The organism is Promicromonospora sp. MS192 (assembly GCF_049532985.1).
Taxonomy (GTDB): domain Bacteria; phylum Actinomycetota; class Actinomycetes; order Actinomycetales; family Cellulomonadaceae; genus Promicromonospora.
The window spans coordinates 1,053,706-1,079,828 of the sequence record NZ_CP186693.1 but is presented as its reverse complement, the minus strand read 5'-3'; the positions used below and the strand labels follow the sequence as shown (position 1 = coordinate 1,079,828).

At 74.5% G+C, this 26,123-nt stretch carries 22 protein-coding genes; 9 read left to right on the top strand and 13 right to left on the bottom strand.

Annotated elements, in window-relative coordinates:
• The first annotated feature begins 9 nt into the window (after window positions 1-9).
• A complete protein-coding gene (locus ACO229_RS04790) occupies window positions 10-1,308 on the top strand; it encodes an APC family permease (RefSeq protein ID WP_423463978.1) in 1,299 nt (432 codons plus the stop codon).
• Here the strand turns inward: ACO229_RS04790 and ACO229_RS04785 are convergent.
• On the bottom strand, window positions 1,253-2,665 hold the full coding sequence (locus tag ACO229_RS04785) for a PLP-dependent aminotransferase family protein (protein ID WP_423463977.1): 1,413 nt from the start codon (window positions 2,663-2,665) through the stop codon (window positions 1,253-1,255). The genes ACO229_RS04790 and ACO229_RS04785 overlap by 56 nt on opposite strands.
• 83 nt (window positions 2,666-2,748) lie before the next feature.
• Here ACO229_RS04785 and ACO229_RS04780 point away from each other — a divergent pair, with 83 nt between their 5' ends.
• Window positions 2,749-3,381 carry a metallophosphoesterase gene (locus ACO229_RS04780; RefSeq protein WP_397430489.1) on the top strand — a complete coding sequence of 211 codons (633 nt, stop codon included), beginning with the start codon at window positions 2,749-2,751 and terminating at the stop codon, window positions 3,379-3,381.
• Window positions 3,382-3,541: 160 nt separating this feature from the next.
• On the opposite strand, the gene ACO229_RS04775 is transcribed toward ACO229_RS04780, so the two are convergent.
• Window positions 3,542-3,772: an excisionase family DNA-binding protein gene (locus ACO229_RS04775; protein WP_423463976.1), complete on the bottom strand. Its 231-nt coding sequence runs from the start codon at window positions 3,770-3,772 to the stop codon at window positions 3,542-3,544.
• A 253-nt stretch (window positions 3,773-4,025) separates the two neighbouring features.
• Between ACO229_RS04775 and ACO229_RS04770 the strand changes: the two genes are divergently transcribed.
• Window positions 4,026-4,796 (top strand): class I SAM-dependent methyltransferase, encoded by a 771-nt coding sequence (locus tag ACO229_RS04770; protein WP_423463974.1) that lies wholly within the window; start codon window positions 4,026-4,028, stop codon window positions 4,794-4,796.
• On the opposite strand, the gene ACO229_RS04765 is transcribed toward ACO229_RS04770, so the two are convergent.
• From ACO229_RS04765 to ACO229_RS04750, 4 genes are all read right to left on the bottom strand, one after another.
• Entirely contained in the window at window positions 4,797-5,543 is a 747-nt protein-coding gene (locus ACO229_RS04765; protein ID WP_423463973.1) for a metallophosphoesterase family protein, read from the bottom strand.
• A gap of 31 nt (window positions 5,544-5,574) precedes the next feature.
• Window positions 5,575-6,465, bottom strand: coding sequence for a hypothetical protein (locus ACO229_RS04760; RefSeq protein ID WP_397430492.1), 891 nt, complete (start codon window positions 6,463-6,465; stop codon window positions 5,575-5,577).
• A gap of 84 nt (window positions 6,466-6,549) precedes the next feature.
• Entirely contained in the window at window positions 6,550-9,102 is a 2,553-nt protein-coding gene (locus ACO229_RS04755; RefSeq protein WP_423463972.1) for a tetratricopeptide repeat protein, read from the bottom strand.
• 62 nt (window positions 9,103-9,164) lie between these two features.
• Window positions 9,165-11,375 carry a DEAD/DEAH box helicase gene (locus tag ACO229_RS04750; RefSeq protein WP_423463971.1) on the bottom strand — a complete coding sequence of 737 codons (2,211 nt, stop codon included), beginning with the start codon at window positions 11,373-11,375 and terminating at the stop codon, window positions 9,165-9,167.
• A gap of 63 nt (window positions 11,376-11,438) precedes the next feature.
• Between ACO229_RS04750 and ACO229_RS04745 the strand changes: the two genes are divergently transcribed.
• Window positions 11,439-12,083, top strand: coding sequence for a pyridoxamine 5'-phosphate oxidase family protein (locus ACO229_RS04745; RefSeq protein WP_423463970.1), 645 nt, complete (start codon window positions 11,439-11,441; stop codon window positions 12,081-12,083).
• A 384-nt stretch (window positions 12,084-12,467) separates the two neighbouring features.
• Here the strand turns inward: ACO229_RS04745 and ACO229_RS04740 are convergent, their stop codons facing one another.
• Both ACO229_RS04740 and dxs read right to left on the bottom strand, forming a co-directional pair.
• Window positions 12,468-13,553: a glutamate--cysteine ligase gene (locus tag ACO229_RS04740; RefSeq protein WP_397430497.1), complete on the bottom strand. Its 1,086-nt coding sequence runs from the start codon at window positions 13,551-13,553 to the stop codon at window positions 12,468-12,470.
• Complete coding sequence (dxs, locus tag ACO229_RS04735; RefSeq protein WP_423463969.1) at window positions 13,550-15,445, bottom strand: 1-deoxy-D-xylulose-5-phosphate synthase; 1,896 nt, start codon at window positions 15,443-15,445, stop codon at window positions 13,550-13,552. Before dxs ends, ACO229_RS04740 begins: the two co-directional genes overlap by 4 nt.
• Window positions 15,446-15,629: 184 nt before the next feature.
• Between dxs and ACO229_RS04730 the strand changes: the two genes are divergently transcribed.
• The gene (locus ACO229_RS04730) at window positions 15,630-17,081 is read left to right on the top strand and encodes a GuaB1 family IMP dehydrogenase-related protein (RefSeq protein ID WP_423463967.1); all 1,452 of its coding nucleotides are present in this window, start codon (window positions 15,630-15,632) and stop codon (window positions 17,079-17,081) included.
• Window positions 17,082-17,089: 8 nt separating this feature from the next.
• Here ACO229_RS04730 and ACO229_RS04725 read toward each other — a convergent pair whose 3' ends face one another.
• Both ACO229_RS04725 and ACO229_RS04720 read right to left on the bottom strand, forming a co-directional pair.
• On the bottom strand, window positions 17,090-19,153 hold the full coding sequence (locus tag ACO229_RS04725) for a HelD family protein (protein ID WP_423463966.1): 2,064 nt from the start codon (window positions 19,151-19,153) through the stop codon (window positions 17,090-17,092).
• A 93-nt stretch (window positions 19,154-19,246) separates the two neighbouring features.
• Entirely contained in the window at window positions 19,247-19,675 is a 429-nt protein-coding gene (locus ACO229_RS04720; protein ID WP_423463965.1) for a DUF1801 domain-containing protein, read from the bottom strand.
• 145 nt (window positions 19,676-19,820) lie between these two features.
• On the opposite strand from ACO229_RS04720, the gene ACO229_RS04715 reads away from it, so the two are divergent.
• Complete coding sequence (locus ACO229_RS04715; protein WP_397413668.1) at window positions 19,821-20,711, top strand: aminoglycoside phosphotransferase family protein; 891 nt, start codon at window positions 19,821-19,823, stop codon at window positions 20,709-20,711.
• A gap of 8 nt (window positions 20,712-20,719) precedes the next feature.
• Here ACO229_RS04715 and ACO229_RS04710 read toward each other — a convergent pair whose 3' ends face one another.
• The 3 genes from ACO229_RS04710 to ACO229_RS04700 are packed head-to-tail and all read right to left on the bottom strand — an operon-like array spanning window position 20,720 to window position 23,040.
• Complete coding sequence (locus ACO229_RS04710) at window positions 20,720-21,652, bottom strand: threonine/serine dehydratase (RefSeq protein ID WP_423463964.1); 933 nt, start codon at window positions 21,650-21,652, stop codon at window positions 20,720-20,722.
• Between the two features lie 17 nt (window positions 21,653-21,669).
• Complete coding sequence (locus tag ACO229_RS04705) at window positions 21,670-22,359, bottom strand: NUDIX hydrolase (RefSeq protein WP_397413672.1); 690 nt, start codon at window positions 22,357-22,359, stop codon at window positions 21,670-21,672.
• A 9-nt stretch (window positions 22,360-22,368) separates the two neighbouring features.
• The gene (locus ACO229_RS04700) at window positions 22,369-23,040 is read right to left on the bottom strand and encodes a TetR/AcrR family transcriptional regulator (protein WP_423463962.1); all 672 of its coding nucleotides are present in this window, start codon (window positions 23,038-23,040) and stop codon (window positions 22,369-22,371) included.
• 69 nt (window positions 23,041-23,109) lie between these two features.
• Between ACO229_RS04700 and ACO229_RS04695 the strand changes: the two genes are divergently transcribed.
• From ACO229_RS04695 to ACO229_RS04685, 3 genes are all read left to right on the top strand, one after another.
• On the top strand, window positions 23,110-23,964 hold the full coding sequence (locus tag ACO229_RS04695) for an alpha/beta fold hydrolase (protein ID WP_423463961.1): 855 nt from the start codon (window positions 23,110-23,112) through the stop codon (window positions 23,962-23,964).
• A gap of 131 nt (window positions 23,965-24,095) precedes the next feature.
• Entirely contained in the window at window positions 24,096-24,707 is a 612-nt protein-coding gene (locus ACO229_RS04690) for a hypothetical protein (protein ID WP_423463960.1), read from the top strand.
• Between the two features lie 322 nt (window positions 24,708-25,029).
• A complete protein-coding gene (locus tag ACO229_RS04685; RefSeq protein ID WP_423463959.1) occupies window positions 25,030-26,100 on the top strand; it encodes a multicopper oxidase domain-containing protein in 1,071 nt (356 codons plus the stop codon).
• Window positions 26,101-26,123 lie beyond the last annotated feature (23 nt).

The window sequence follows — 26,123 nt, the reverse complement described above, 5'->3', positions numbered from 1 at the left end:
GTTCGGGGCATGCAGAACGGTCTCAGCGTGCCCCAGGGCGCGGCCCTCACCCTCGGTGCCATGCTCGGCACCGGCGTCATCTCGCTCCCGGCTCTCGCCGCGGGCGTCGCCGGACCCGCGTCGCTCGTGGCGTGGGCCGGGCTCGTGCTCCTCTCGGTCCCGCTCGCCACGACGTTCGCCGCCCTCGGCGCGCGCCACCCCGACGGCGGCGGGGTGGCCACGTACGCGCGGCTCGCGTTCGGCGAGCGGGCCTCCACCATGGTCGGCTGGGCCTTCTACGGGACCATCGGCGTGGGCGCTCCGGCCGCGGCGGGCTTCGCCGGCGCCTACGTCGCCGACGCGACCGGCGGCGGGTCCGGTACCGCGCTGGTCACGACGATCGCGATCATCGCGGTGTGCGCGGTCATGAACTGGTTCGACCTGCGCGTCTCCGGCACGGCGCAGCTCGTCATCGCGGGATCGGTGGCGCTGCTGCTCGCGGTCGCCGTCGTCGTGGCGCTGCCGCACGCGCAGACCGGCAACCTGGTGCCGTTCGCGCCGCACGGGTGGGGCGCCGTCGGCCCGGCGGCCGCGCTGCTGGTGTGGGCCTTCGCGGGGTGGGAGATCCTGGGCTCGCTGTCCGCGGAGTACCGGCGCCCGGCGCACGACATCCCCCGTGCCACGGCGATCGCGGTGGCGGCGGTCGGTGTGCTGTACCTCGGCGTCGCGTTCGCCACGGTCGCGGTGCTCGGGCCGGCGCCGGGCCCCGCACCGCTGTCGGACCTGCTCGTGCTCGGGTTCGGTGAGCAGGCGCGGCCGGTCACCGCGGTGGTGGCGGTGCTGCTGACCGTGGGCGCGATCAACGTCTACTTCGCGGGTGGCAGCCGGATGGGTGCGGCGCTCGCCCGGGACGGCGCCCTGCCCGGCTGGCTCGCGGCCCGGCCGGGCCGCACGCCGCGCCGCTCCCTGACCCTCATCACGGTGGTCGCCCTGGGCACGACGGCGCTGCTGGCGGCCCTGCACCAGACGACCGACGCGATCCTGCTCATGGCGACGGCCACGTTCTCCCTGCTCTACGTGGTGGGCGCGGCCGCCGCCCTGCGGCTGCTGCCCCGCTGGGGCGTGGCGTGGTGGTGTGCGGCGGTGTCCCTGGTCGCCGCGCTCGGGCTGCTCGTCATGACCGGCGCGCACATGACGGGCCCCGTGGTGGCGGCACTGGGCGGGCTCGCCTGGACCACCTGGCAGCGGCGCCGGGCGCGGCGCGCACCCGGCCTCACGGATCCAGCAGGCTCGCCAGCACCCGGATCCCTGGCCGGATCGAGCTCGTGACGGCGTTCCCGATCCCGAGCACGATCCCGTCCCGGTGCGGACCGGTCGCATAGGTGGCAAGGGACTCCAGCGCGACGGACCGCCGTCGGGCCCGGGCCACGAGGGTCCGGGAGTCCACGCCGCCGTCCTCCGGCAGGTGGGCGGCCACGTGCAGGCCCGCGGCGGAGGGTACGGGCTCGACGGGCAGCTCCGCGAGGGCGTCCAGCAGGATCTCGTGCCGCTCCGCATACCGCGCCGAGGCCTTGCGGACGTGCCGCGCGAGCAGCCCGTCGTCGAGGAAGCGGGCGAGCGCGGCCTGCACGTGCACGGCGCCGTGGCCGTCGGTGAGCTGACGGGCCGCGAGCAGGGCGTCCCGCAGGGACGGCGGGGCCACGAGGTACCCGGCCCGCAGGCCGGGCAGCAGCGACTTGGAGAAGGTACCCACGTAGACCACCCGGCCGTCCCGGTCGAGGGCCTGCAGCGGCTCCAGCGGGCGGCGGGTGCGGCGGAACTCGCTGTCGTAGTCGTCCTCGACCACGGCGGTACCGTGGCGCCGTACATGCGCCAGCAGGGCCCGGCGCCGCGCGAGCGACAGCGGCATACCCAGCGGGAACTGGTGGGAGGGCGTGGTGTACACCAGGCGGGCGCGCTCCGGGATCTCGTCGACGACCAGTCCCTCGGCGTCCACCGGCACGGGAACCACGCGCGCGCCGTGCAGCGCGAACAGCTCGCGGGCCTCGGGATAGCCGGGGTCCTCGACGGCCACGACGTCGCCCGGTTCGAGCAGCACCCGGGCCACCAGGTCGAGCGCCTGCTGCGCGCCCGTGGTGGCGATGACGTCGTCCGGGCCGGCGTGGACGCCGCGGGCTCCCGAGACGTACCGCGCGACGGCCGCGCGGAACCGGGGCAGGCCCGCGGGGCTGCCGTACGCCCCCGCCGCCGGACCGCCCGCCCGGGACTCGGCGGCCAGCAGCCGGCGCCACGTGTCGAAGGGGAAGAGGCTCGCGTCCGGGATGCCCACGCGGAAGTCGTGGTCGGGTGCGGCCGCGTCAGCGCTGGTGGGCCGGGGGCTCCAGTGCCAGCCGGCGCGCGGCCGCAGCGCGCCTGCACCCCGGCGGCGCGCGGGCGGCGCGTCGTTCGCCGCCTCGGTCGCGTAGGTTCCCGCGCCCGGCCGGGACTCCAGGAAACCCTCGGCGACCAGCCGCTCGTACGCGGTGGCCACGCTCGCCCGGGACACACCCAGGTCGCGGGCGAGGTCCCGGGTCGAGGGCAGCCGCTCCCCCGCCGGGACCCGGCCCGTGGTCAGGGCGCCGCGCAGCGCGCGGTAGATGGCGTCGGTGCGCCCGGTGCGGTGGCTGAGATCGACGGCGAGGTCCATCCGCCGATCATCGCCCATGGCCGCCGCGCTGCTCGGGTCCCGGGTTCCCCCGGCGGCCCGGACACGGTTGAATGCGTACCGACATGACCACGTACTACACGTCCGACCTGCACTTCGGACACCTGAACATCATCCGTTTCTGCGACCGCCCGTTCGCCGGCGTGCCCGCGATGAACGCACGCCTGGCCGAGCTCTGGAACGAGACGGTCACCGAGGACGACACGGTCTGGGTGCTGGGCGACGTCGCCCTGGGCGCCCTCGACGAGTCACTGACGTGGATCGGCCGGCTCGCGGGGCACAAGATCCTGGTCCCCGGAAATCACGATCGCTGCTGGGAGGGCGACCCCTCCCTGCGCAAGGGCGACCCTGAGGCACGGAGCCTGCGGCGCACGGCGGCCCGGGAGCGCTATCTGGCCGCGGGTTTCGCCGAGATCCACGACCGTCCGGACCCGGTGACGCTCGGCGTCCCGGACGTGACGCTGTCCCACTTCCCCTACGAGGGCGACTCGCACGGGGCGGACCGGTACGTCGAGCACCGGCCCGCGGACCGGGGCGGCTGGGTGGTGCACGGGCACGTGCACGACACGTGGCGCCAGCGGGGGCGGCAGATCAACGTCGGCGTCGACGCGTGGGGCGGGCGACCTGTACCTGCCGCGACCGTGGCAGCGCTGATCGCCGACGGCCCGCAGGAGCTGGCCCCGGTGGCCTGGGCCTGACCCTGGCCTGGTGCGGGTCACGGTGGCCGGACATGACAAGAGCGCACGTTCTGAAGGTGACGAACGTGCGCTCAGGCGTCAGTGTGCATGGCGTCGCAGGTACGCGAGGCCCACGCACTGCGTCAGCGGAAGCGCCAGGGCGCCGCCCGCCGCGCGGGGGTCATGCCGATACGAGGGTCTCCGCGTCGCGGTGCTCACGGTCCGACTTGTAGGACGCGATCTCCGCGGCGTTGAACCGGAGGTCCGTACCGACCATGTGGTAGTCGATCTCACCCGCTTCGAGCAGGTCGATGACGTGGAGCTTCGACACGCCCAGCAGCCGCGCGGCTTCGAGCGTGGTGAGGTCCTGACAGGTCCTGTTGGCTTCGGCTTCCAATGTGATTTCGTTCACACGACAAGTCTTGCGCCTTCGAGCGGCTGCAGTCCAGTCGAATCGGTGCGCGTTTCAATATTCGATGATGATTCTTTTCTCCGCCCGGTCGCATTGTTCGGTAATTGGTCCCCCGCGGACCGCGACGAGTGGACGCGACGACGCTCCGGATGTGGCACGATGGCGGCGTTCCGCCGTGAGCCACGGTGGACCTCCTGCCAGTTTTCCTGCCGACTGGCGGATCGAAACGATCCACCGCGCACGAGGGGGATGGATGGGCGCTCCGCCCGTAGTGCTCGACGAGATTCCCGCGATCAGCACCACGCCCTCGCAGCTCCAGGCGATTCTTGACATCAATCGGAACGCTTACGACGCGCTCGCGGGGACGTACCGGGCAACAACGCTCTCCCGCCAGGAGAACGCCAAGAAATGGCTCACTCAACGGCTCCCTCGGGTAACGGGCGCCGAGCAGCCCACGGCGCTGGACATCGGCTGCGCCGACGGGACCCACTCCCGCGTGCTGTCCGCACTCGGGTACACCGTCACCGGCGTGGACTTCTCGGCACAGATGATCGCCGCCGCCCGGGAGCTCTGCGACGACCCGACCCAGCCCCGCCGCCCCCGCCTGCTGCACGGAGAGTTCCTGGCGGGCCGGTACGTCGACGAGGACGGCCGGGAGACCCGGCTCGACGGGGCGGTGTTCGACCTCGTGCTCGCCACCGCCTTCGTCCACCTCTTCCCACCCGAGAGAGACGACGAGGCCGTGCACAAGGTGCTCGCCCACGTGGCTCCGGGCGGGACCGCGCTCATCTCGACGACGGTCGCCGCCTCGGGCCACCGGGGCTTCGAGAGCAAGACGGGTGCCGACGGCCGGACCACCGTGCGCTGGCGGAACCGCTACGAGCTCGAGACCTTCGTGTGGCTCGTGGGCCAGGCGGCCCGTGACGTCTACGGCGCGAAGACCTCCGTGCGGCCCTGGGTGGTCGGCGACCCGGAGGACACCGGCAAGGTCTGGATCGACGTCGCCGTCGCCCGCCCGTCCTGATCAGGCCTGCTGCAGGCCGCGGTAGACGGCCGTGCGGAGCTCGACCGCGTAGGGCCGCAGGGCGGGCATCCCCAACCGTGCGGCCGCGTCGATCTCCGCCTCGACGTCGTACGGCACACGAACGAGCTGGAGCCCGAAGGGTGCCGGGGCGGGGTCGTCGACCACGCCCTCCAGGATCGCGTAGCTCGGCACCGGCTCGTCCAGCGGGTTACCCACGCTCCCCACGTTGAAGAGGGTCCGGCCGTGGTCCACCTTGACGAACGCGTCGTGGATGTCGCCGTACCCCACGACGGACGGCGCAGGACCCTCGCCCGTCATCGGGGTGTTGGCGAACATGCCGTCGAACTCCTCCGGCGTGTGGCGCGCCCGCACCCGGACGTGCGGACTGACCGCCGACGCGTGGAACAGCCGGATCTGACGCCCGCTGATCAGCAGGTCGTGGCTGAGCGGCAGCGCTGTCAGCCACTCGCGCTGATCCGCACGGAGCTCGTCGCGCCACCAGATCATCTCCGCGGCGGACTCGTCGTCCCAGACGGGCAGGCGGTCGTCCCAGTTGCCCCTGATGTTCACGTCACAGACCTTGTCGCACCGGTCGACGACCTCGCTGCCCCGGGGCCCCTTGCCCACGAAGTCACCGAGGTTGATGATCCGGTCGATCCCACGCGACGCGATGTCGTCGAGCACCGCGTCCAGGGCCGTGAGGTTGCCGTGCGCGTCGCTGATCAGGGCAATTCTCTCCAGAGGCACACTCCGGATCGTCCCACACCCCAGCCCTTCCTCACCCACCCGTCTCCGGCCGGAGGTGCTCCACGCCCAGGACGCGCCGTTCGTCGCCCGGGCCGAGCGCGGGCGCCGTCCGCTCGGCCGGCACCGGGTGCCCGACGGCCAGCGAGAGCGAGTGCAGCACGTGCTGCAGGATCGGCGGGTTCAGCTCGTCCCCGCCGTCGTACTGCGCAAGCCCGATGCCGAGCCGTTCGATCGACTTGCGATAGAGGTGGAACTCGACGTAGCCGGACGCCTCCGGCGTCCCCGGATCCCGGATGGAGCCGCTGTACTGGACGGTGGTCTGGTAGGTGTGGATGTTGAGCTGACCGCGTCCGGCCGCGTTGATCTCCTCGGCGAGCGCGAGGAGCCGGCCGTGCGCCCGCACCACCTGCCCGATGAAGGCACCGTCGCGGTCGTAGTACCCGTCGATGGTCGCCGCGATCGCCGGATGGTCGACCAGCCACACCGGATCCACCTTGACCACGTCCACGTCCACACCACGGTTGGCCATCGCCCAGATCAGGTCGGGATCGCGCGCCACGCTCGTCATGCCGAACCCGAACACGACGACCTGCCGCCGCGCCGACTTCCAGATTCCCAGCGAGGCGTTGCGATGCTCACGGTCGGCGCTCACCCACTCAATGCCGCGGTACTGCCGCAGCTCCTCGAGCAGGCGGGCCCGTTCGAGCTCCGCCTCCCGCTCCAGGCGGTGCCGCGCGACGTAGACCTGCTCGACGAGGTAGAGCACGGCGATCACCACCGTGGCGACGGCCGTGCACCAGACGATCGGCACCGTCACGCTGGGTGGCATCAGGTCGGGAACGAACGTGAGAGCCAGGTTCGACACCGCTCCCAGCGCGACGACCAGCAGACTTCCCCTTGCCCAGCCCTGCACGTGGACCACCCCCAGGACCTGCGCACAACGACCTGGTTTCTGTACGTCGATGCTATGGCAACAAGTAGGTCAAGTCTAGACAATTACGAAACGTCAGTTTCCTCGGCGAACCATCGGGGTCCCCAGGTCCTCCGCCTCCCCCCGCACCTCCTGAGCCTCCCCGAACCGCTCCTGGTCGTGCAGAGCCAGCGCCAGCGCCCGCAGCGCCTCGGCCAGCGGCGCGCGGTGCCGCTCCGCGTCCGGGCCGGGGCCGCCCGCCAGGTCGCGCAGCAGCACGACCGCCTCGGACGCCGGGGCCACGGCCTCGTCGCCCAGCCGCAGGGCCGCGAAGCTCGCGCTCACCGTGGTCAGCGACCGTGCCAGCCGGGGGCGGTAGCGCTCCGGGTCGCGGGCGGCGAGCTCGCGCCATGCCCGCGTCGCCTCCCGTTCCGCGTCGAGCGCGGCCAGCGGCCGGTCCAGGCGCGAGTACGTGGCGCCGACGCCGGACAGCGCGCCGGCCAGCCCCGGCAGGTGCCGGTCGCGGTCGCCGGCCACGAGCCGCCGTCGGACCTCGACCGCCTCGAGCTGGAGCGCGACGCCCTCCCGGGTCTCGCCCCGGGCCGCCAGCGTGGTGCCCAGGGCCTGGAGGGAGCGGGCGAGGTCGGGCAGGTAGCGGCCGGGGTTCTCCTCGGCGGTCCGCCGGTGGGTCGCGACGGCCTCGGTGAGATACGGGACGGCCTCCTCGTCGTCCCCCTGCTCCACGAGCGCGCTGCCCGTCACCGACAGCGCGTCACCCAGACCCGGCAGGTGGGCGTCGGGGTCCGTGGCCGCCAGGTCCCGGCTCAGCCCCAGGGACTCGGCGGCCGGGCCGATCGCCTCGGCGGCTCGGCCCAGGTCCACCAGCCACCGGGCCACGCCCGCGAGCGCACGCGCCAGCCCCGGGACGAACCGCTCCGGGTGCTCCTGCACGAGCCGCCGCCAGACCTCCACCGCCTCCCGGCCCGGCGCCAGCGCGGCCGCGGGGTCGCCCAGCGCCGCCGCCGTCGCGGCCAGGTCGGTGAGGGCGGTCGCGAGCTCGGGCCACGCGGCACCGGTGGCGTCGCCCGCGGCCAGGAGGCGCAGCAGCGCCACGGCCTGTCCCGCCAGGTCCCGGGCCTCCTCGTACCGGCCCTGCTCGGCGCAGGTGGCCGCCAGGTGCGCGAGCTGGACGGCCAGGCGCGGCCGGAACCGCCGCGGGTCGGCCCCCGCGAGGCGCTGGAACTGGGACACCGCCCGGCGTTCGTGGGGTTCGGCGTCCTCGGCCCGGCCGGCCTCCCGCAGCGCGACGCCGGCGTCGTGCCGGGCCTCGGCGAGCCGGGCGCCGTCGGGGGCGGCGCCGAGGGCCCCGAGCGTGCGCGATGCGAGCTCGGCGCGCAGCTCACCCAGCGCCAGCGACGGGTGCGGGAAGGCCCCCGAGACGGCGCGGAGGGTGTCGTGCTCCGGGGGCAGGGCCGCGACCGCCGCGCCCAGCCGGTCCAGGGCCGGTCCGTGCTCCGCGCAGCGGGCGTCGAGCCGCTCGGCGGCGACAGCGGTCATCCGCAGGGCCGCCCGGCGGGCCGCTGCCGGGCTCGCCCCTGTCAGGCACGCCGCGAGCAGGTCGGGTGTGTCCGTCAGCTCGGCCAGCAGGTGGGGGTCGAGCAGCCGGGCGGGCAGGGCCCGGGCCGGGTCCAGCGCCAGCAGCCAGCGGGCCACGCCGGCCCGGCCGGCGTCCTGCACGCCCGGTACCACCGCCGCGACCCGGCGGACGAGGTTCTCCGCCGCGTCCTGGGTGCGCACGCCGGTGAGCGTGGCCGCGGCGACCAGGGCGTCCATGGCCTCGGGCCGGAAGCCGGTGCCGCCGAGCACCCCCTCCTCCTCGGCCGAGCGGAACCAGCTCCAGCGCTCGTGCTCCAGCAGCTCGTCGAGGGCGTCGGACACGTCGACCGGCAGGACTCCCGCCGGCGGGCCCGTCTGCGAGCGCAGCACCGCGCAGAGCGCCGCCGCCTGGAGGTCGAGCATCCGGGCCCCGCCCGGCACGGAGGCGACCGCGACCCGCGGCACGGGGACGCCGAGCGCCTGTGCGTACGGTTCCACGAACGCGGTCACGAGCCGGGCGTCGACCTGGCCGGGCAGCACCTCGGGGCGCAGTGCGCGGTCGGACCGGGCGGGTCCGACCAGCGCCCGGACGTCCGGGCCGGTCGCCGCCAGGCGGTCGAACCACACACCGGCGTCCCGTGCGACCAGCAGCACGCGCAACGCGCCGTTGCGGCCACGGGCCGCCGTCCGCAGGAGGTCCGCGAGCGCCGGGCCGCGCCGTTCGGCGTCGTCCACGAGCAGGAGGGCGGGGGCGCCGTCGGGGACGGCGGCCAGGGCGGCGGCCTCGGCACCGTCGGGCACGTCGAGGCAGGTCCAGCCGGCGTGCGCCCTCTCGTGCGCGACCTCGCGCGCGAGGCGGGTCTTCCCGACGCCGCGCGGGCCGCTGACCAGGCGGACGGACACCGGTCGCGGGTCCTCGCACCAGGCGGCGAACGAGGCCCGCTCGGCCGTACGCCCGAGGAACGGCACGGTGCGCCGGGAAGGGGCGAGCAGCCGGGCGGGCGAGGTGACGTGCGCGACCGTCGCACCGGCGGGTGACGACAACGGGGACACGACGTCAGTGAACCGGAAAACCTCTCGAACCGGTTATCACACCCGTCGCCGACCGCCGAGGCTCATTCCGTGCTGGCGAGGCGCCGCTGCTCCTCGGCCAGGATGGTGCGCGACAGCGTGGTCTCGGACGGCGCGGCGACGTCCACGGCCGACGGCGACGCGTCGGTGATCTCGGACTGGCGGGCGAACTCCTCGAACAGCGCCGCCTTGGAGCCGAGGATCTCCATCATCCGCTGGTCCACGGAGTGCTCGACCAGGAGCCGGTGCACCTGGACGGTGCGGGTCTGGCCCATCCGGTGGGCGCGGGCCACGGCCTGCGCCTCGATGGTGGGCTTGACCTGGGGTTCGCAGAAGATGACGACGCTCGCGGCCTGCACGTTGAGCCCGACTCCCCCGGCGGTGATCTGGCTGACCAGCACGGACGGTCCGCCGGGCGCGGACAGCGCGTCGACCATGGTCTGCCGCTCGGGCACGGGCACGGACCCGGTCAGCGGGCCGACGGCGAGGTCGCCGAGCAGGTCCATGACCTGTTCCAGCACGGACAGGAAGTAGGAGAAAACGATGACGCGGCGGCCGGCGTCGACGGCCTCGGCGACGAGCTCGCGCAGGCGCACGAGCTTGGCCGAGTCCCCCGGGTCGGTGACCGCGAACGCGGCCTGGCGCATCGCCATGAAGTTCCCCGCGAGGACCGCCTCGCGGTAGGCGGCGCCGTCGACGGGACCGAACTGCTCCCACTCGTCCACCTGCACCATCTCGGGCAGCTCGGTGAGCACGTCCTCCTGGTTGCGGCGCAGGTAGGCGGGCGCGACGATGCGGCGGAACGCCTTGGCCCCGGACAGGCCGGCGTTGGGGTCGAGCTGCCCGGCCACCTCAGGCTGCAGGTAGCCCACCATGTTCTTGAACTCGGCGACCTTGTTCTCCATCGGGGTGCCGGACAGGAACAGGACGCGGTCGGACCGGTCGGCCCAGCGCCGCACCTCGCGGCCGCGCAGCGTCTCGGGGTTCTTCACGTAGTGGGCCTCGTCGACGACCAGGAGCGCGGGCCGCAGGTCGTGCGGCAGGTCGAGCCGGCCGAGCACCTCGAAGGTCGTCACGGCGACGCCGCCGTCGGTGACCCAGCGGGCGGCGGCCCGCTCCCGGTCGGTGCCGTGCAGCACGACGGCGGTCAGGCTGGAGTGCTGCCGCACCTCCCGCTCCCAGTTGGTGACCACGCTGGCAGGGCAGACGACGAGCACGTGCGTGCCGCCGGTCGCCACGAGGTGCGCGGCCACGGCGATGGACTGCATGGTCTTGCCCAGCCCCATCTCGTCGCCGAGGATCGTGCGCCGCTGCACCAGCGCGTACTTCGCGCCGAACTGCTGGTAGCCGCGCAGGCTGGCGCGCAGCAGGGTCCGGTCCAGGGGCTGCGCCTCGACCCGGCGGACGACGTCGGCGGGCAGCCCGCCCTCGGCGGCCTCGTGGTCGTCGCCGAGGTCCACGACCTGCGACAGCAGCCCGTAGTACTCGGCCGAGCGCGCCTCGAAGTCGGCCCACACCTCGGCCGCCTCGGGCGGCTGCCCGACGGCGGCGCGGACCGCCCGTGCGTCGTCGGTCAGGCGTGCGGCCGCCACCTGGTCCGCGAGCGCCGAGACCGCGACCAGGGCGGCGGTCCTGCGGTCGGCGGGGGCCACGAGCCGGCGCCAGACGCTCGCGGCGAGGCCTGCGGGCTCCAGGTGGGCGGGGACGACGTCGGCCACACGGCGGGCCTCGTCGAGGTGCCGGTGCCGGGCGTCGGTGGCGAGGCCGAAGGCGTACAGCGCCTGGACGAGCACGGTGGCGTAGGGGTCGTCGGGGTCGACGTCGATGCGGAAGCGCAGCTCGGCGTCGGCCTGGTCGGCGAGCTCGCGGGCGGCCGACGTGGCGAGCCGAGCGGTGCCGGCGCCGATGCCGGCGTCGACCAGGCGGTCGGTCCCGGCGGCGAGCACCTGCGTGACGTGCGTGAACCCGGCCTTCTCCAGGACGGCGACACGCAGCTTCTTGCGCCGTTCCTCCAGTGCCGTGACCGGGACGGTGCGCAGGTCGGCGTGCACGCAGACCTCGCGGGTGGCGGTGTAGGCGTCGCGGACGCGCTCGCGCAGGCCGAGGTCGGCGGTGGTGAGCAGGCGGGCGTCGTCGAGCAGCGCCCCGGCCTGCTCCAGCACGCGGCGGGCCGCGCGAGCCTTCCAGGGCCGGGGCGGTGCGGGGACGGCGGCCGGGGTGTCCGCCGGGCTGGGGAGGGTCGTCTGCTCGGTCATGGCGCTGCGAGCGTACCCGGATGGTCTGACATGCCCCATTTGCTCCAGGGCTATGTTGAGGGCATGACCCACGAGCAGAGCACATTCGGCGGAACGCCCGTCACGACCGTTGAGGAACTGCGCGAGATCATCCCGCCGCCCCTGGACACGGCGGCGAACAAGGTGCGCCCCGCGCTGCACGAGCTCGACCGGCAGTGGCTGGCGGCCTCGCCGCTGTGCCTGGTCGCGACGTCCGACGCCGAGGGCAACCTCGACGTCTCCCCCAAGGGCGATCCGGCCGGTTCCCTGGTGCGGGTGCTGGACGACCGCACGATCGCGATCCCGGAGCGACCCGGCAACCGGCGCACCGACGGGTTCCTCAACGTGCTGGCCAACCCGCACGTGGGGCTCATCTTCGTGATCCCCGGGCGGGGCGACACGCTGCGGGTCAACGGCCGCGCCCGCCTGGTGCGCGACGCGCCCTACCTCGCCGACCTCCAGGTGCGCCGCAACGTGCCGGTGCTCGCGCTGGAGGTGGACGTCGAGGAGGTCTTCCACCACTGCTCCAAGGCGTTCCTGCGCTCCCGGGCGTGGGACCCGGAGACGTGGGACGCCGAGTCGGTGCCGCGCCGTGCCGTCCTCGCGCACACGCTGGAGCGGCCCGAGCAGACCCTGGCCGAGGTCGAGGCGCACTACGGCCCGGGGTACGCCGAGACCATCTACGGCTGAGCCTCGTCCATCCCCAGCATCGCGCGGACCGGTGCCACGCCCCGCAGCGTCATGCCGGGGCGGTGGGCGTCGGGCCGCGCGTCCCATGCCGCACGCGTCATCCGGTACCGGTTCTCGGTGGCCCGCTCCCCCTGCCTGTCACGCAGGACGACGCCGTTCGGCGCGTAGCCGAGCGAGCGCGTCGCCGCTGGCGACCCGGAGGCCGAAGGGTGGGAACATGCCGGCGAGGTCCATCGTCCGACCGTTCCAGGACCGGTCGGTGAGGGGCAACCCGATATTCCCCGCCGGCGGAGGCGCCCCAGGACCCGGCGGTAGGTCGGGTACACGGGCCGGGTCTCGGCCGGCTCTCGTGGCAGGACGGCCCGGCCGGCCCTGGTGAGCCGTCTACTCCAGGGTCGCGTCCGCCGCGCGCAGCGCGACCGCCGCGAGGTCGCCCTCGGTCTCGGCCGCCCAGGCACGCTGCCGGGCCGCGCCGCCGCCCGAGGCCCACAGGCCGCCCAGCAGGTCGGTCACGGCATCGAGGTCGCCCTGGTCGGCCAGGGCCTCGCGCACGTGCGCCACCAGCGCGCCGACGACGTCGTGCGCCGGGGCCGGACGCCACGTCCGCGGGTCCACGAGGTCACCCTTGAGACCGGACCGGCCGGCCCGCCACAGCGCCGTGCGCAGGATCTCGACTGGCACGTCCGGCGCGGGGTCGCCCGCGGCCCGCGCGGCCGTCTCGACCAGGCCCCGGGCCAGCGCCGCCAGGAGCGTCGCGGTGTCCGCCGACAGGCACACGTCCGCCACCCGGATCTCCACGGTCGGGTAGCGCGCCGACAGCCGGGCGTCGAAGTACACCATCCCCTCGTCCAGGATGGTGCCCGTCGCGACCAGGTTCTCGACCGCCTCGTGGTACGCCTCCGGGGTGCCGAAGCGCCGCGTCGGGCCTGCCGTGTGCCAGCGCGACCAGACCTGCGAGCGGAAGCTCGCGTACCCGGAGTCGTCGCCCATCCAGTACGGCGAGTTGGCCGACAGCGCCAGCAGCGGCGCGAGCCACGGCCCGATGCGGTCCAGCACGGCGACGCCCTCGGCGTCGTCGGCCACCGCCACGTGCACGTGGCAGCCGCTGGTGAGCTGCTCGCGGGCGGTCAGCCCGAACTCGGCCTGCGCCAGGAGGTACCGCAGCTTGCCGACCGTGGTCCCGGCGAGTGCCAGGGGCGACGTCCCCAGCGCGGCGATGCGGGCGTCGTGCCGGTCGGCCGCCGCCTGGGCACCCGCACGACCCTCCCGGATCGCGGCGGCGATGTCCTCGAGCGACCAGCGCGGGGGCGTGGCCGTCTCGATCTGCTCCTCCATGAGCTCGTGCTCCAGCGGCCCGTCGTCCGGCTGCGCGCTGCCGATCACGTCCTGCGCCCGCGCGATGGGGGCGCCGTCGTGCCCGACCAGCATCAGCTCCTCCTCGACGCCGACGGTGCGTCCGGCCCTGGTCACAGCAGCGCCAGTGCCGCCAGGGCGTCACGCGTCGCGTCGGCGGCCGTCATGCGCTGCGCACGGACGATGTGGTCGCGGCTGGCGTGGTCGAGGAACGCGACCGGCAGGCCCAGGTGCACCTGCGGGGTGATGATGCCCTGCTCGCCGGCGCGCTGCGCGAGCATGTCGCCCACCCCGCCGTCCACCACGCCGTCCTCCACCGTGACCACCAGGTCGTGCTCGCCGCACAGCTTGACGAGGTTCTCCGGGACGGGCAGCACCCACGTCGGGGAGGCCACCGTGGCCTCGACGCCGTGCGCCGCGAGCGCCGCGCCGGTCTCCATGGCACAGGCCGCCATCGAGCCGACGCCGACCACGAGCACCCGCCGGGCCGGGCCGTCCTGGCGGCGGTTGGTGTCGGGGGCGAACCGCCCCACGACGTCCACGCCGTCGAGGGCCTCGAGCGCCGGGATCTCGTCGCCGACGGCGCCCTTGGGGTAGCGGACCACGGTGGGCGCGTCGTCGACGTCGACGGCGGTGCGCAGGGCCTCGCGCAACGTCGGCTCGTCGCGCGGGGCGGCCAGGCGCAGGCCGGGCACGATGCGCAGCATCGCCATGTCCCACATGCCGTTGTGGCTGGCGCCGTCGTCGCCGGTGACGCCGGCGCGGTCCAGCACGAACGTGACGCCCGCCTTGTGCAGGGCGACGTCCATGAGCACCTGGTCGAACGCGCGGTTCAGGAAGGTCGCGTAGACGGCGACGACGGGGTGCAGCCCGGCGAACGCCATGCCGGCGGCCGAGGTGACGGCGTGCTGCTCGGCGATGCCGACGTCGAAGGTGCGGTCCGGGAACTGCTCCTGGAACGGTGCGAGCCCCACGGGGTGCAGCATGGCGGCGGTGATGGCGACGACGTCGGGCCGGCGGCGGCCGATGGTGACGATCTCGTCCGCGAAGATCTTGGTCCAGCCGAACCGGCTGGGCGCCACGGGCAGCCCCGTCTCGGGGTGGATGACGCCGACGGCGTGGAACCGGTCGGCGATGTCCTCCTCGGCGGGCTTGTAGCCGCGGCCCTTCTCGGTGATCGCGTGCACGATCACGGGCCGGCCGTAGGCCTTGGCGCGGCCGAGGGCCCGTTCGAGCGCCTCGGTGTCGTGGCCGTCGACGGGGCCGATGTACTTGATGCCCAGGTCCTCGAACATGCCCTGCGGCGCGACGACGTCCTTGAGGCCCTTCTTGAGGCCGTGCAGCCAGCGCCAGGCGAAGCGCCCGGGCGCCCCGGAGCGGTGCAGGGTGCGCGTGCCCCAGCTCAGGAACGCCTCGTAGCCGCGGGTGGTGCGCAGGGTGTCGAGGTGGTTGGCGAGCCCGCCGATGGTCGGCGAGTAGGAGCGGCCGTTGTCGTTCACGACGATCACGAGCCGGCGGTCCCGGCTCTCCGCGATGTTGTTCAGCGCCTCCCAGGCCATGCCGCCCGTGAGTGCGCCGTCGCCGATGACGGCCACGACGTGGTCGTCCTTGCCGCGCACCTGGTTGGCCTTGGCGATGCCGTCGGCCCAGGACAGGGCGGTCGAGGCGTGCGAGTTCTCCACGACGTCGTGCTCGGACTCGGCGCGGCTCGGGTAGCCCGAGATACCGCCGCGCTTGCGCAGGTCGGAGAAGTCCTGGCGGCCGGTGAGCAGCTTGTGCACGTAGGCCTGGTGCCCCGTGTCGAACACGATGGCGTCACGGGGCGAGTCGAAGACGCGGTGCAGCGCGATGGTCAGCTCGACGACACCGAGGTTGGGGCCGAGGTGGCCACCCGTGCGCGAGACGCTCTCCACGAGGAATCGGCGGATCTCCTCGGCGAGCTCCGGCATCTGGCCGGGCGTCAGCGCCCGGACGTCCTCGGGGAGGCGGATGTCGCTCAGCAGACCCATGCGCTTCCTTTCGTCGTGCCCGGTGAGGGGCGGATCGGGGCCCCACTCTAAGGGTCCCCGACCCCTCCACTGTGCCACGCCCGGCACTCCTGCCACGGCTGTCTCCGGGGTGCCCGCGATACCTCCACACCGATGTGGCCGGACTCATAGGCACGAGCAGAAGAATTCTTTACCCTTGGTGAACGTGCGATTCCTCCCTGGGCAGTCCCCGGCCACCGACCTCACCTACGGCGACGTCTTCCTCGTGCCGTCGCGCTCGGACGTGACCTCGCGGTTCGACGTCGACCTCTCCTCCGACGACGGCACCGGGACCACGGTCCCCGTCGTGGTCGCCAACATGACGGCGGTGGCGGGCCGGCGCATGGCCGAGACCGTCGCCCGGCGCGGCGGGCTGGCGATCCTGCCGCAGGACGTCCCGGCCGACGTCGTGGCGGCCGTGGTCGCGGACGTGAAGGCCAAGGACCCCGTGATCGAGACACCGGTCGTCGTCTCGCCGCACGACACCGTGCACAGCGTGCTCACCCTGCTCGGCAAGCGCGCGCACGGCGCCGCGGTGGTCGTGGCCGACGGCCGGCCCGTCGGTGTGGTGACCGAGTCGGACTGCGCGGACGTGGACCGTTTCACGCAGGTCGCCCAGGTGATGTCCGCCGAGCCGCAGCTCCTGGACGCCGCGCTGCTGGACGGGCCGGGCGGCCTGGAGGCGGCGTTCGACGTGCTGCACTCCGCCCGCCTCGACCTGGCGCCCGTCGTGCGCGACGGACACCTGGCCGGCGTGCTGACCCGCAAGGGCGCGCTGCGCTCCTCGATCTACTCCCCCGCGCTCGACGCGTCGGGCCGCCTGCGCGTCGGCGCCGCCGTCGGGATCAACGGCGACGTCGCCGCCAAGACGAAGGACCTGCTGGGCGCGGGCGTGGACGTGCTCGTGGTCGACACCGCCCACGGTCACCAGACCAAGATGCTCGCCGCCCTGGAGGCGGTGCGGTCCGTGGACCCGGACGTGCCCGTCGTGGCCGGCAACGTGGTCACGGCCGACGGCGTGCGCGACCTCGTGGCCGCCGGCGCCGACATCCTCAAGGTCGGCGTGGGCCCGGGCGCCATGTGCACCACGCGCATGCAGACCGGCGTGGGGCGACCGCAGTTCTCCGCCGTCCTGGAGTGCGCGGCCGCGGCGCGCGAGCTCGGCAAGCACGTCTGGGCCGACGGCGGGGTGCGCCACCCCCGCGACGTCGCCCTGGCGCTGGCCGCCGGCGCGTCGCAGGTGATGGTGGGCTCCTGGTTCGCCGGCACGTACGAGTCCCCCGGCGACCTGAAGGACGACGGCACGGGCCGCCTGTACAAGGACTCGTTCGGCATGGCCTCCGCGCGCGCCGTCGCGGCCCGCACCGCCGGGAGCGGCACGGCCTTCGCGCGGGCCCGCAAGGCCCTGTACGAGGAGGGCATCTCCACCGGCAAGATGTACCTCGACCCGGCCCGGCCGGGCGTCGAGGACCTGCTCGACGAGATCACCTCGGGACTGCGCTCCTCGTGCACCTACGCGGGCGCGCGGTCCCTGGCGGAGTTCGCCGACCGGGCCGTGGTCGGCATCCAGTCGGCCGCCGGGTACCAGGAGGGCATGCCGGTCGCCACGTCCTGGTAGCCGCCGGCTCAGCCGACCACGACGAGCCGCCGGGTCGGGCGGGTCAGCGCGACGTAGAGGTCGCGCTCACCGCCCGGCCGTGCGGCGGTGATGCCGCCGGGGTCGGCGACCAGCACGGCGTCGAACTCCAGGCCACGCACCTGGGACACCGGCACCACCCGGACCGCACCGGCCGCGTTCGCCGCGGTGCCCAGGGCCTCGGTCAGGCCGGGGACGGCGTCGTCCGCCGCCACGACGGCCACGAGGTCGCCGTGCGCCAGCTCGCGGCCGACCTCCTCCACGACCGCCGCCGCGAGGTCGTCGCCCGCGGCACGGCGGCGGGGCTCGTCCCCGTGCCGCACCGCCCGGGCCGGCGTCTGGCCGGGGGCGATCCGGGCGAGCAGCGGCGCGGCCTCGGCCAGCACCTCGGCGGTGGTGCGGTAGCAGACGGTCAGCGTGCGCACGTCGGCCCGCCGCGCCAGGTCCCGGCCCAGCGCGTCCGCCCACGACGCCGCGCCGGTCGCCGGCCCGGCCTGCGCCAGGTCGCCCACGACGGTCATGGACCGTCCGGGGCAGCGGCGCAGCACCGAGCGCCACTGCATGGGCGTCAGCTCCTGCGCCTCGTCGACCACCACGTGCCCGTAGGTCCGGGCGGGCGGCCCGTCCAGCAGGTGCGCGGCCTCGTCGAGCAGCGGCAGGTGGGCGGTGGTCCAGGCCGCCTCCCCGCCCGGCGCGAGCCCGGGGCGCCGGTCGAGCAGGTCCAGCACCACGTCCTCCGGCACGAGCCGGGGCCACGCGGCCTCGACCGCGCGCTCCAGCGCGACGTCCTCGGCGAGCTCCGCGGCCAGCGCGGTGGGGTCGAGCTCGGCCACTGCGGCGGCGTGCCCGAAGGTGCCGCCGTCGTCCGGGGCGAAGCCGAGCCGCGCCAGGTCCCCGGCCGCGGCCTTGTCGACGTTCACGCCGCCGGTGAGCACCTCGATGTCCTCGTCCAGCTTCGCGAGGAACACGCGGGCGCGCGCCTGCACCTCGTCGGCCACGACGTCCACGACCAGGTCCTTGAACACGGCCCGCGCCTGGTTGTGCGGCAGGCCGGTGCCGACCGCGGTCTCCCGCGCCTCTGCGAGCGCGTGCTCGTCCAGCGTGACCGGGTCGCCGTCCACCCGCACCGTCAGCGTGCCGGACGCCGCCTGGTAGCCCGCCACCACCTCGGCCAGCTCGTCCGCCAGGCGCGCGTCACCCGCGACGCGCCGCAGCTCGTGACCTGCCTCGGGGATCCCGGGCAGGCCCAGCGCGTCGCCGAGCAGGCGGTCCGCCGTGCTCATGGCCACGTCGTTCTCGCCGAGCGACGGCAGCACCTCCGCGATGTAGTCGAGGAACCGGGTGTTCGGCCCCAGCACGAGCACGCCGTCGGCCCGCGCCTCCTCGAAGCCCGCCAGCACGTAGGCCGCACGGTGCAGCGCGACCACGGTCTTGCCCGTGCCGGGACCGCCCTCCACGACGGTCACACCGCGGTGCGCCGAACGGATGATCGCGTCCTGCTCGGCCTGGAGCGTGGAGACCACGTCCCGCATGCGGCCGGTGCGCCGCGCGCTGATCGCCTCCAGCAGCGGGCCGTCCCCGACCACGTCGTGCGGCCCCGGCTCGGTGCCGTCCAGGATCTCGTCGCTCACGCGGGCGACCCGGCGCCCGTCCAGGGCCAGGTGTCGGCGGCGGCGCAGGCCCATCGGGTGGGCGGCGGTAGCGGCGTAGAAGGGTCGCGCGGCCTCGGCCCGCCAGTCGACGAGGAGCTGGTGGTCACCGTCGCTCAGCCCGGTGCGGCCGATGTGCAGGGTGCGGCCGTCGGCGCCGTCGATGCGGCCGAAGCAGAGGTGGTGCTCGGCGGCGTCGAGCGTGCGGGCGCGCCGGTCGAGCATCGCGACCCGCACCTCGCGAGTGTAGGCCTCCTCGGGGTCGCCGGACGGGGCACGCAACGCCTCCGCCAGGTCGGCCTGCACGCGGGCCACCTCGGTGTCGAGGCGGGCGTACAGGACGTCGACCAGCACCTGCTCGGCGGAGCGCTGGTCGGGGAACTGCTCGGTCTGGCGTGACGGCACCGGGTCTCCTCGTGGTCGGGGCCTGGTGTCAACGCGATCGGGTCGCCGAACGTTCCCGGCGTGACACCGCATCCGGGCGCGTTCCCGCGCCCGTCAGGACTCACGCGCCCGTCGTCCGAACGTACCGGCGGTGACGGCGGACCAGGACCGCCGCACGATCTCCTCCAGCACGCCGAGGTCGACCTGCTCCAGGTCCTTGACGTAGAGGCAGCCGACACCCGTGGTGTGCGGCCCGAGCCGGGCCAGCAGCTCCTCGTGCGCGCCGACGCCGTCCGGCAGGTACACCGTGGTGGCCGCCTTGCGCGGCGCGAAGCTCGCCGCCGGCGCCTGGCCCGAACGACCGCTCGCGTACTCGTACCGGTACTGGCCGAAGCCGACCATCGACGTGCCGAACATGCGCGGCTCCTGACCGGTGACGCGACGCATCAGCTCGAGCAGGGTGTGCGCGTCCCGGCGGCGGACGGCGGGCGCGGCACGCTCGACGAAGGCGACCGGGTCACCGTCGGTCCAGGTCGTGGCCATGCGGTCAGTATCCACTCGTCGGCTCCCGCAGGCACCCCGCACGGGGACCCTCGCGGCTGAGGCCGTAAGGTTGTCCTCCTCCACCCCCCATCCGGCACCTCATCCGGCGCGCCCGGGTTTGCGCGCCCCGACGAAGGAGGAAACCGTGGTCGCCGCCGACCTCGACGTGACCGTCGACCTCGCCCGGGCGCTCCTGCAGGAGCAGCATCCCGACCTCGCCCGCCTGCCGCTGGAGCTGGTGGCCAACGGGTGGGACAACGTGGTGGTCCGGCTGGGCGACGACCTCGCCCTGCGCCTGCCGCGCCGCGAGCTCGGCGCGCAGCTCATGCGCAACGAGCACAGCGTGCTCCCGCTGCTGGCGCCACGCCTGCCCGTCCCCGTGCCCACGCCGGTCCGCGTCGGCACACCCAGCGACGCACTCGGCTACCCGTGGCCGTGGGGCGTGGTCCGGTGGGTGGACGGCGTCGCCGCCGCGCTCGTCCCGCCCGCCGAGCGCACGCCGTGGGCCGAGCACCTCGCCCGGGTGTTCGTGGCGCTGCACCAGCCGGCGCCCGACGACGCCCCCGGAAACAGGTTCCGCGGCATCCCGGTCGGCGAGCGCGAGGCCACGTTCGAGGACCGCCTCGGCCTGCTGCCGGAGCGGCTGCACCGTCGCGCCCGCGCCCTGTGGGCGGACGCCGCGAGCGCCCCGGAGTACGACGGCGCCCCGATGTGGCTGCACGGCGACCCGCACCCGGCCAACCTCGTGACCGCGGGCGGCCGGCTGGCCGCCGTGATCGACTTCGGCGACGTGACCAGCGGCGACCCGGCGTCCGACCTGGGCGCCATGTGGCTCACGTTCGACGCCGAAGGCCGCCGTCGGTTCCGGGCCGTGGTCGACGCCCAGGCCCGGGGCGGGCGCGGCTGGGACGCCGGGATGTGGCGCCGTGCCCAGGGCTGGGCGCTGCTGTACACGACGATCTGCTTCTCCTACCCGGACACCCACCCGGTCATGGTGGGCGTCGGCGAGCACGCGGTGGAGCAGCTCCTGGGCTGAGCGACGGCCTAGAGCCGGACGGCGGTCGTGTTCGCGCCGCACACCAGCACCGCGACCCGCTCCCCCGGTGCGGGCACATAGGCGCCGGACAGCACGGCGGCGAGCGCCGTCGCCCCGCCCGGCTCGGCCACGACGCGGGCCGTCTCCCACAGGGAGTGCTGGGCGGCCGCGATGGCCTCGTCGGTGACCAGCACGGAGCGCTCGACGAACTGCTGGGCCAGGGGGAACATGAGGCGGCCCACCTGCTGGGGCGCGAGCGAGTCGGCGGCGATGCCCTCGGTGGGTGCGTCGACCGGTTCGCCGGCCGCGAGGGCGCGGTGCAGGGTCGGCGCACCCTCGGGCTCCACGGCCACGACGCGCACGTCGCCGCGGAACCAGGCTGAGATGCCGCCGATCAGCCCGCCGCCACCCACGGCCACCAGCAGGGTGTCGAGGTCGGGCAGGTCCTGGGCGATCTCCAGGCCGAGGGTGCCCTGGCCGGTCAGCGTCTCCACCTGGTCGTAGGCGTGCACGGTCATGGCGCCGGTGCCGGCGACGAACTCCTCGCTGGCGGCCAGGGCGTCGGCGTAGCGGTCGCCGCCCACCACGAGCTTGGCGCCGTAGCCGCGGATGCGGTCGGCCTTGGCCGCCGACGTCACGCTCGGCACGAAGATCGTCGCGGGGATGCCCAGCCGGGCCGCGGCGTAGGCGACGGCGGCCCCGTGGTTGCCGCCCGACGCGGCCACGACGCCGGCGTCGGGCACGTCGCGGGTGAGCAGGCTGGTGAACGCGCCCCGCGCCTTGAACGAGCCGGAGTGCTGGAGGCACTCCAGCTTGAGCGCCAGCGAGTGCGCGGGGCGGCCGAAGTCGGCCAGGTCGGCCTCCAGCACCGGGGTGTGCCGCACGTGCGGGCGGATCAGGGCCTCGGCCGCGCGGATGGCGTCGCGGGTCACGTCGGTCATCGGTTCCTCCTCGGGCATCACGCGATGCCCAGCTCTCGGGTGCGGTCCCAGGGCTCGGTCCAGCCGAGCTGGTCGAACACGGCGTCGAGGATGCCCGCGGTGAACCCCCACACGAGGTGGGTGAGGTCGCCGTCGTGCACGTGGAAGCCCGGTCCGCGCCAGGTCTGGCGGCCGCGGCGCAGCACCGTGGTGAAGCGGTTGCCCGGGTCGAGCAGGTCGGCCACGGGGGCGCGGAACACGTGGGCCGACTCGGCGACGTCCACCACGCGCACGGGCGTGGGGCGGGCCCACCAGCCGAGCACGGGTGTGACCACGTGGTTGCTGACGGGCATCGGCAGCTCGCCGAACGCGCCCAGCACCTCCACCCCGGCGGGGTCGAGCCCGGTCTCCTCCTCCGCCTCGCGCAGGGCGGCCGCGACGGCGTCCTCCCCGTCCTCGGCCCGGCCACCCGGGAAGGCGACCTGCCCGGCGTGGCTGCGCAGCGTCGCGGCACGGGCCAGGAGCAGCACGTCGAGATCGGCCGGCACCGCGACGTCGGGGTTCGCGGCGCGGTCGGCGGGCAGGTCGTCGAGCACGCCGAACAGCACGAGCACGGAGGCGGGCCGGGCGTCCGCGGTGAAGTCGCCGCGCGCGTGCCGCCACGGCCCCTCGAAGCCTCGCTCGGCGAGGGCGACCAGCTGCTTGCGTGCGGATGCGGAGGAGCTCACCGCCCGACCTTAACCCCGCGCGGTGACACCCCGGTCCAGGGCGGCCAGGTCGGCGCCGTGGGCCACGAGCAGGGCCCGCGCCGCCGCCAGCGCCCGGTCGTACACGCGATCGTCGCCCAGCAGCAGGGACCGGTCGTTCGCGGCGTTGAGCAGCGCGTTCACCTCGAACGCGACCTGCTCCGGGTCCGTGTCGCCGGACAGGTCGCCGGCCTGCGCCGCGAGCTGCGCCTGGTGCACCAGGTACGCCTCCCAGTCGCGCTGCGCCGCCACGACGGCGTCGCGTACGGCGCCGGTGCGCATGTCGAACTCGACCTCGACCGTGCGGAAGAAGCAGCCGCCCCGGAACACGCGCGCCCGGGAGTACGCGGTCCAGGCCAGCACGAGCGCCCACAGCCGCGGCAGGCCGCGCGGGGCGGACCGGGCCGGGACGATCACGTGCTCGGTGTAGATCTGGCGCGCGCGCTCGACGGCGGCGAGCTGGAGCCCCTCCTTGGACCCGAACAGCCCGGCGATGGCGCTCTTGTTCACGGGGGCGGACGCCGCGAGCGCGCCGAACGACAGCGCCTCCAGGCCGCTCACGGAGGCCTCCTGCACGGCGGTGTCGAGCACGGTGCGGCGGGTGCGGTCGCCGCGCAGGCGCCTGCCGTCGGTCTCGGTGCCGGTACCCGCGTCGCTCGCCATGGTGGAAAGTGTACGACCGTTCGGATACTATCCGTACGGTCGTCCAGATTTCTCCCGACAGGAGCTCCCATGCCCCGGATCCACCCCGCCGTCCGCGCCGCGTTCCGGGTCACCGGCCGCGTCGCGCCGCCGCTCGCGCTGGCCGCGTCCTACCGCGCCTTCCGCACGATCGGCGCGCCCGCGCCGGTGCGCACCGCCGACCGCGCCGTCCACGAGCGCGCCCGCCGCGGCGAGCTGCGCGTGGCCGGCGAGCGGGTCGTCACCTACGCCTGGGGCGACCCGGCCGGTGACCCGGTGCTGCTGGTGCACGGCTGGCGGTCGCGGGCGTCGCGGTTCGCGCGCCTCGTCGAGACCCTGGAACGGTCGGGCCGCCACGTCCTGGCCTACGACGCCGTGGCCCACGGCGACTCGACCGGCCGGTACACGACGATCCTCGACCACCTCGCGATCATCCGCCGCATCGCCGACGACGCCGGGCCGCTGGCCGGCATCGTCGGGCACTCGTTCGGGGCGCTCGCCGCGGGCACCGCCGTCACGGAGGGCGTGGACGCCGCGACGTACACCGCCGTCGCCGCCGCACCGTCGTTCGACGCCCTGAACGACGGGTTCGTCCGGGCGATCGACCTCCCGGCGACCCTGCACGACCGGCACGCACGACGGGTGGCCGCACGACTCTTCCCCGACGAACCGGATCCCGCCGCCCGCTTCGACCTCTTCCGCCACCCCGTGGCGGCGCCCGCCCTGTTCGTGCACGGGTCGCGCGACCGGGAGATCCCGCCGGCCTCGTCACGCGCGCTGCACGCCGCACACCCGGGCAGCCGGCTGGTGGAGCCGGACGCCGGGCACAACGGCGTGCTGGACGCGCCGGAGACGCTCGGCGCGGTCCTCGGGCACGTCACGGCGGGCGCGGTGAACTCCGCCTGAACCCCTCGGTGAACATCGCGCGACATCACCAGCCAGATATCCGAAACCTTCCCTGACCTGCGCGGACGTCTTAGGCTTGCGCCCGGTTTGTGCCGATTTCACGGCGCCGGTCCCGGGTGGAGGGAAGAACGATGGAGTACGCGAGCGACCACGCCCTGGCGGCGACCGCGGTCAGCATCCTGGGCGCGCTGTGGTTCGGCTGGACGGTCCGGCACTCGGGCCCGTGGACCCGCCTGGCCCCGGTCGCCGGGCTGGTCCTGGCCGGCGTCGTCGCAGCCCTCGGCGCCCTGGCCGCCGCACGGGCCTGGCCGGACGGCACGGTCGTGACCGGGCGGGTCGCGAGCATCTACGTCGCCGCCCTGGCGGTGCACGCCGGCCTGACCCGCCTGTGCACCGGCCTGCTGGCGAGCCGGTACCGCCGGGCGGTGGCAGCCGCGAAGGACGAGGCCAAGGCCGCCGTGACCGTGGGCAAGCAGCGGGTGCACCTGATCCCGACGGTCGTCGCGATCTCGACGGCGCTCCAGGTGGCGGTGATCGCGAACACCCTCGACGTCCCCGCGCTCTACCTCGGCGCCGCGGCCGGGATCGCCGTCGCACTGGCCGCCTGGCCGCTGGGCTGGGTGCTGCGGGCCGTCCCGCACCCCCGGGGCCACCGGCCCACCGTGGCGCTCGTCCACCCGCTGACCGGCCTGCTCACCGGCGCAGTCCTCGTCGCGACGGCGGCCCTGGTGCTCCTGCCGTAACCACCTTTTACCGGTGCGAGCCGACGAAGTCTGACGATCGACCTTCATCTTTTGCTTGACACTCGGCAGAAGTCGCCATAGGTTCACAAAGCCACCTTGTGGTGCACAACACGCATGCGAGCCATCTGTCGCCATACCGGCAAGGCGGCCGTATGCGTCCTGAGGGCACGACCGTCGCCGCTGACGGTCATCAGCCGACGTCCTGGGAGGCAACGACGATGTGGTCCACCTCGTGACACCGCTGTCAGCGACTCCCCTCCCTCCCGATCCCTGTCTCGTCGGGCCGGCCTGACCGCGACCCGACGGTGTCGAACGGAGACGCATGCCTGAGCACAGCACTGACCACCGCCCCGCATCGGGCGGTGTGTCCCGCCGTACCGTCCTGACCGGAACCCTCGCCGGCCTGATGGCGCCGACCGCCGCGCTCGCGCTCGGCGCCGACAGCGCGGTCGCCGCCGGACCGGGCCCGATCACCACGCTGGGCACCACCCGGCACATCACCATCTACGCCGAGGCCCTGCCCGGCGGCCAGTACGGCTACGGGCTGGCCCCGGGCAAGGCCACCATCCCCGGCCCCCTGCTGGAGATGTGGGAGGGCGACACCCTGCAGATCGAGCTCGTCAACAACACCGACAAGCGGCTGTCGATCCACCCGCACGGCGTGGACTACTCGACCGACTCGGACGGCAGCCCCTTCAACGCCTCGTTCAACGAGCCCGGCGAGACCCGCACCTACACGTGGCGCAGCCACGTGCAGACCCAGCTCGACGACGGCCACTGGGTGGCCGGCTCCGCGGGCTACTGGCACTACCACGACCACGCGATGGACGGCGAGCACGGCACGGCGGGCCTGCGCGCGGGCCTGTACGGCGGCCTCGTGGTGCGCCGCAAGGGCGACATCCTGCCCGACCGCACCTACACGGTGGTGTTCAACGACATGACCATCAACAACAAGGTGGCGCCCGACACCCCGATGCTGGAGGCGAACCTCGGCGAGACCGTCGAGTTCGTCGCGATCGGCCACGGGGACCAGCTCCACACCTTCCACCTGCACGCCCACCGCTGGGCGAACAACCGCACCGGCTACCTCACGGGCCCGGACGACCCCAGCCAGGTGATCGACACCCGCGACCTCAACCCGGGCGACTCGTTCGGCTTCCAGGTCAAGGCCGGGCAGAAGGTGGGCGCGGGCGCCTGGATGTACCACTGCCACGTCCAGTTCCACTCGGACGGCGGCATGGCCGGCATCTTCCTGGTGCGCAACGCCGACGGCTCCATGCCCGAGGGCGCGCAGGACGCCATCGACCGGTTCCACGAGCACGGCGGGCACACGACCGCCACCAAGACCGCCGAGACCACCGAGTCCTCGAGCGACAGCCACACCGGCCACTGACCGCCATGCACCCACGCGACACA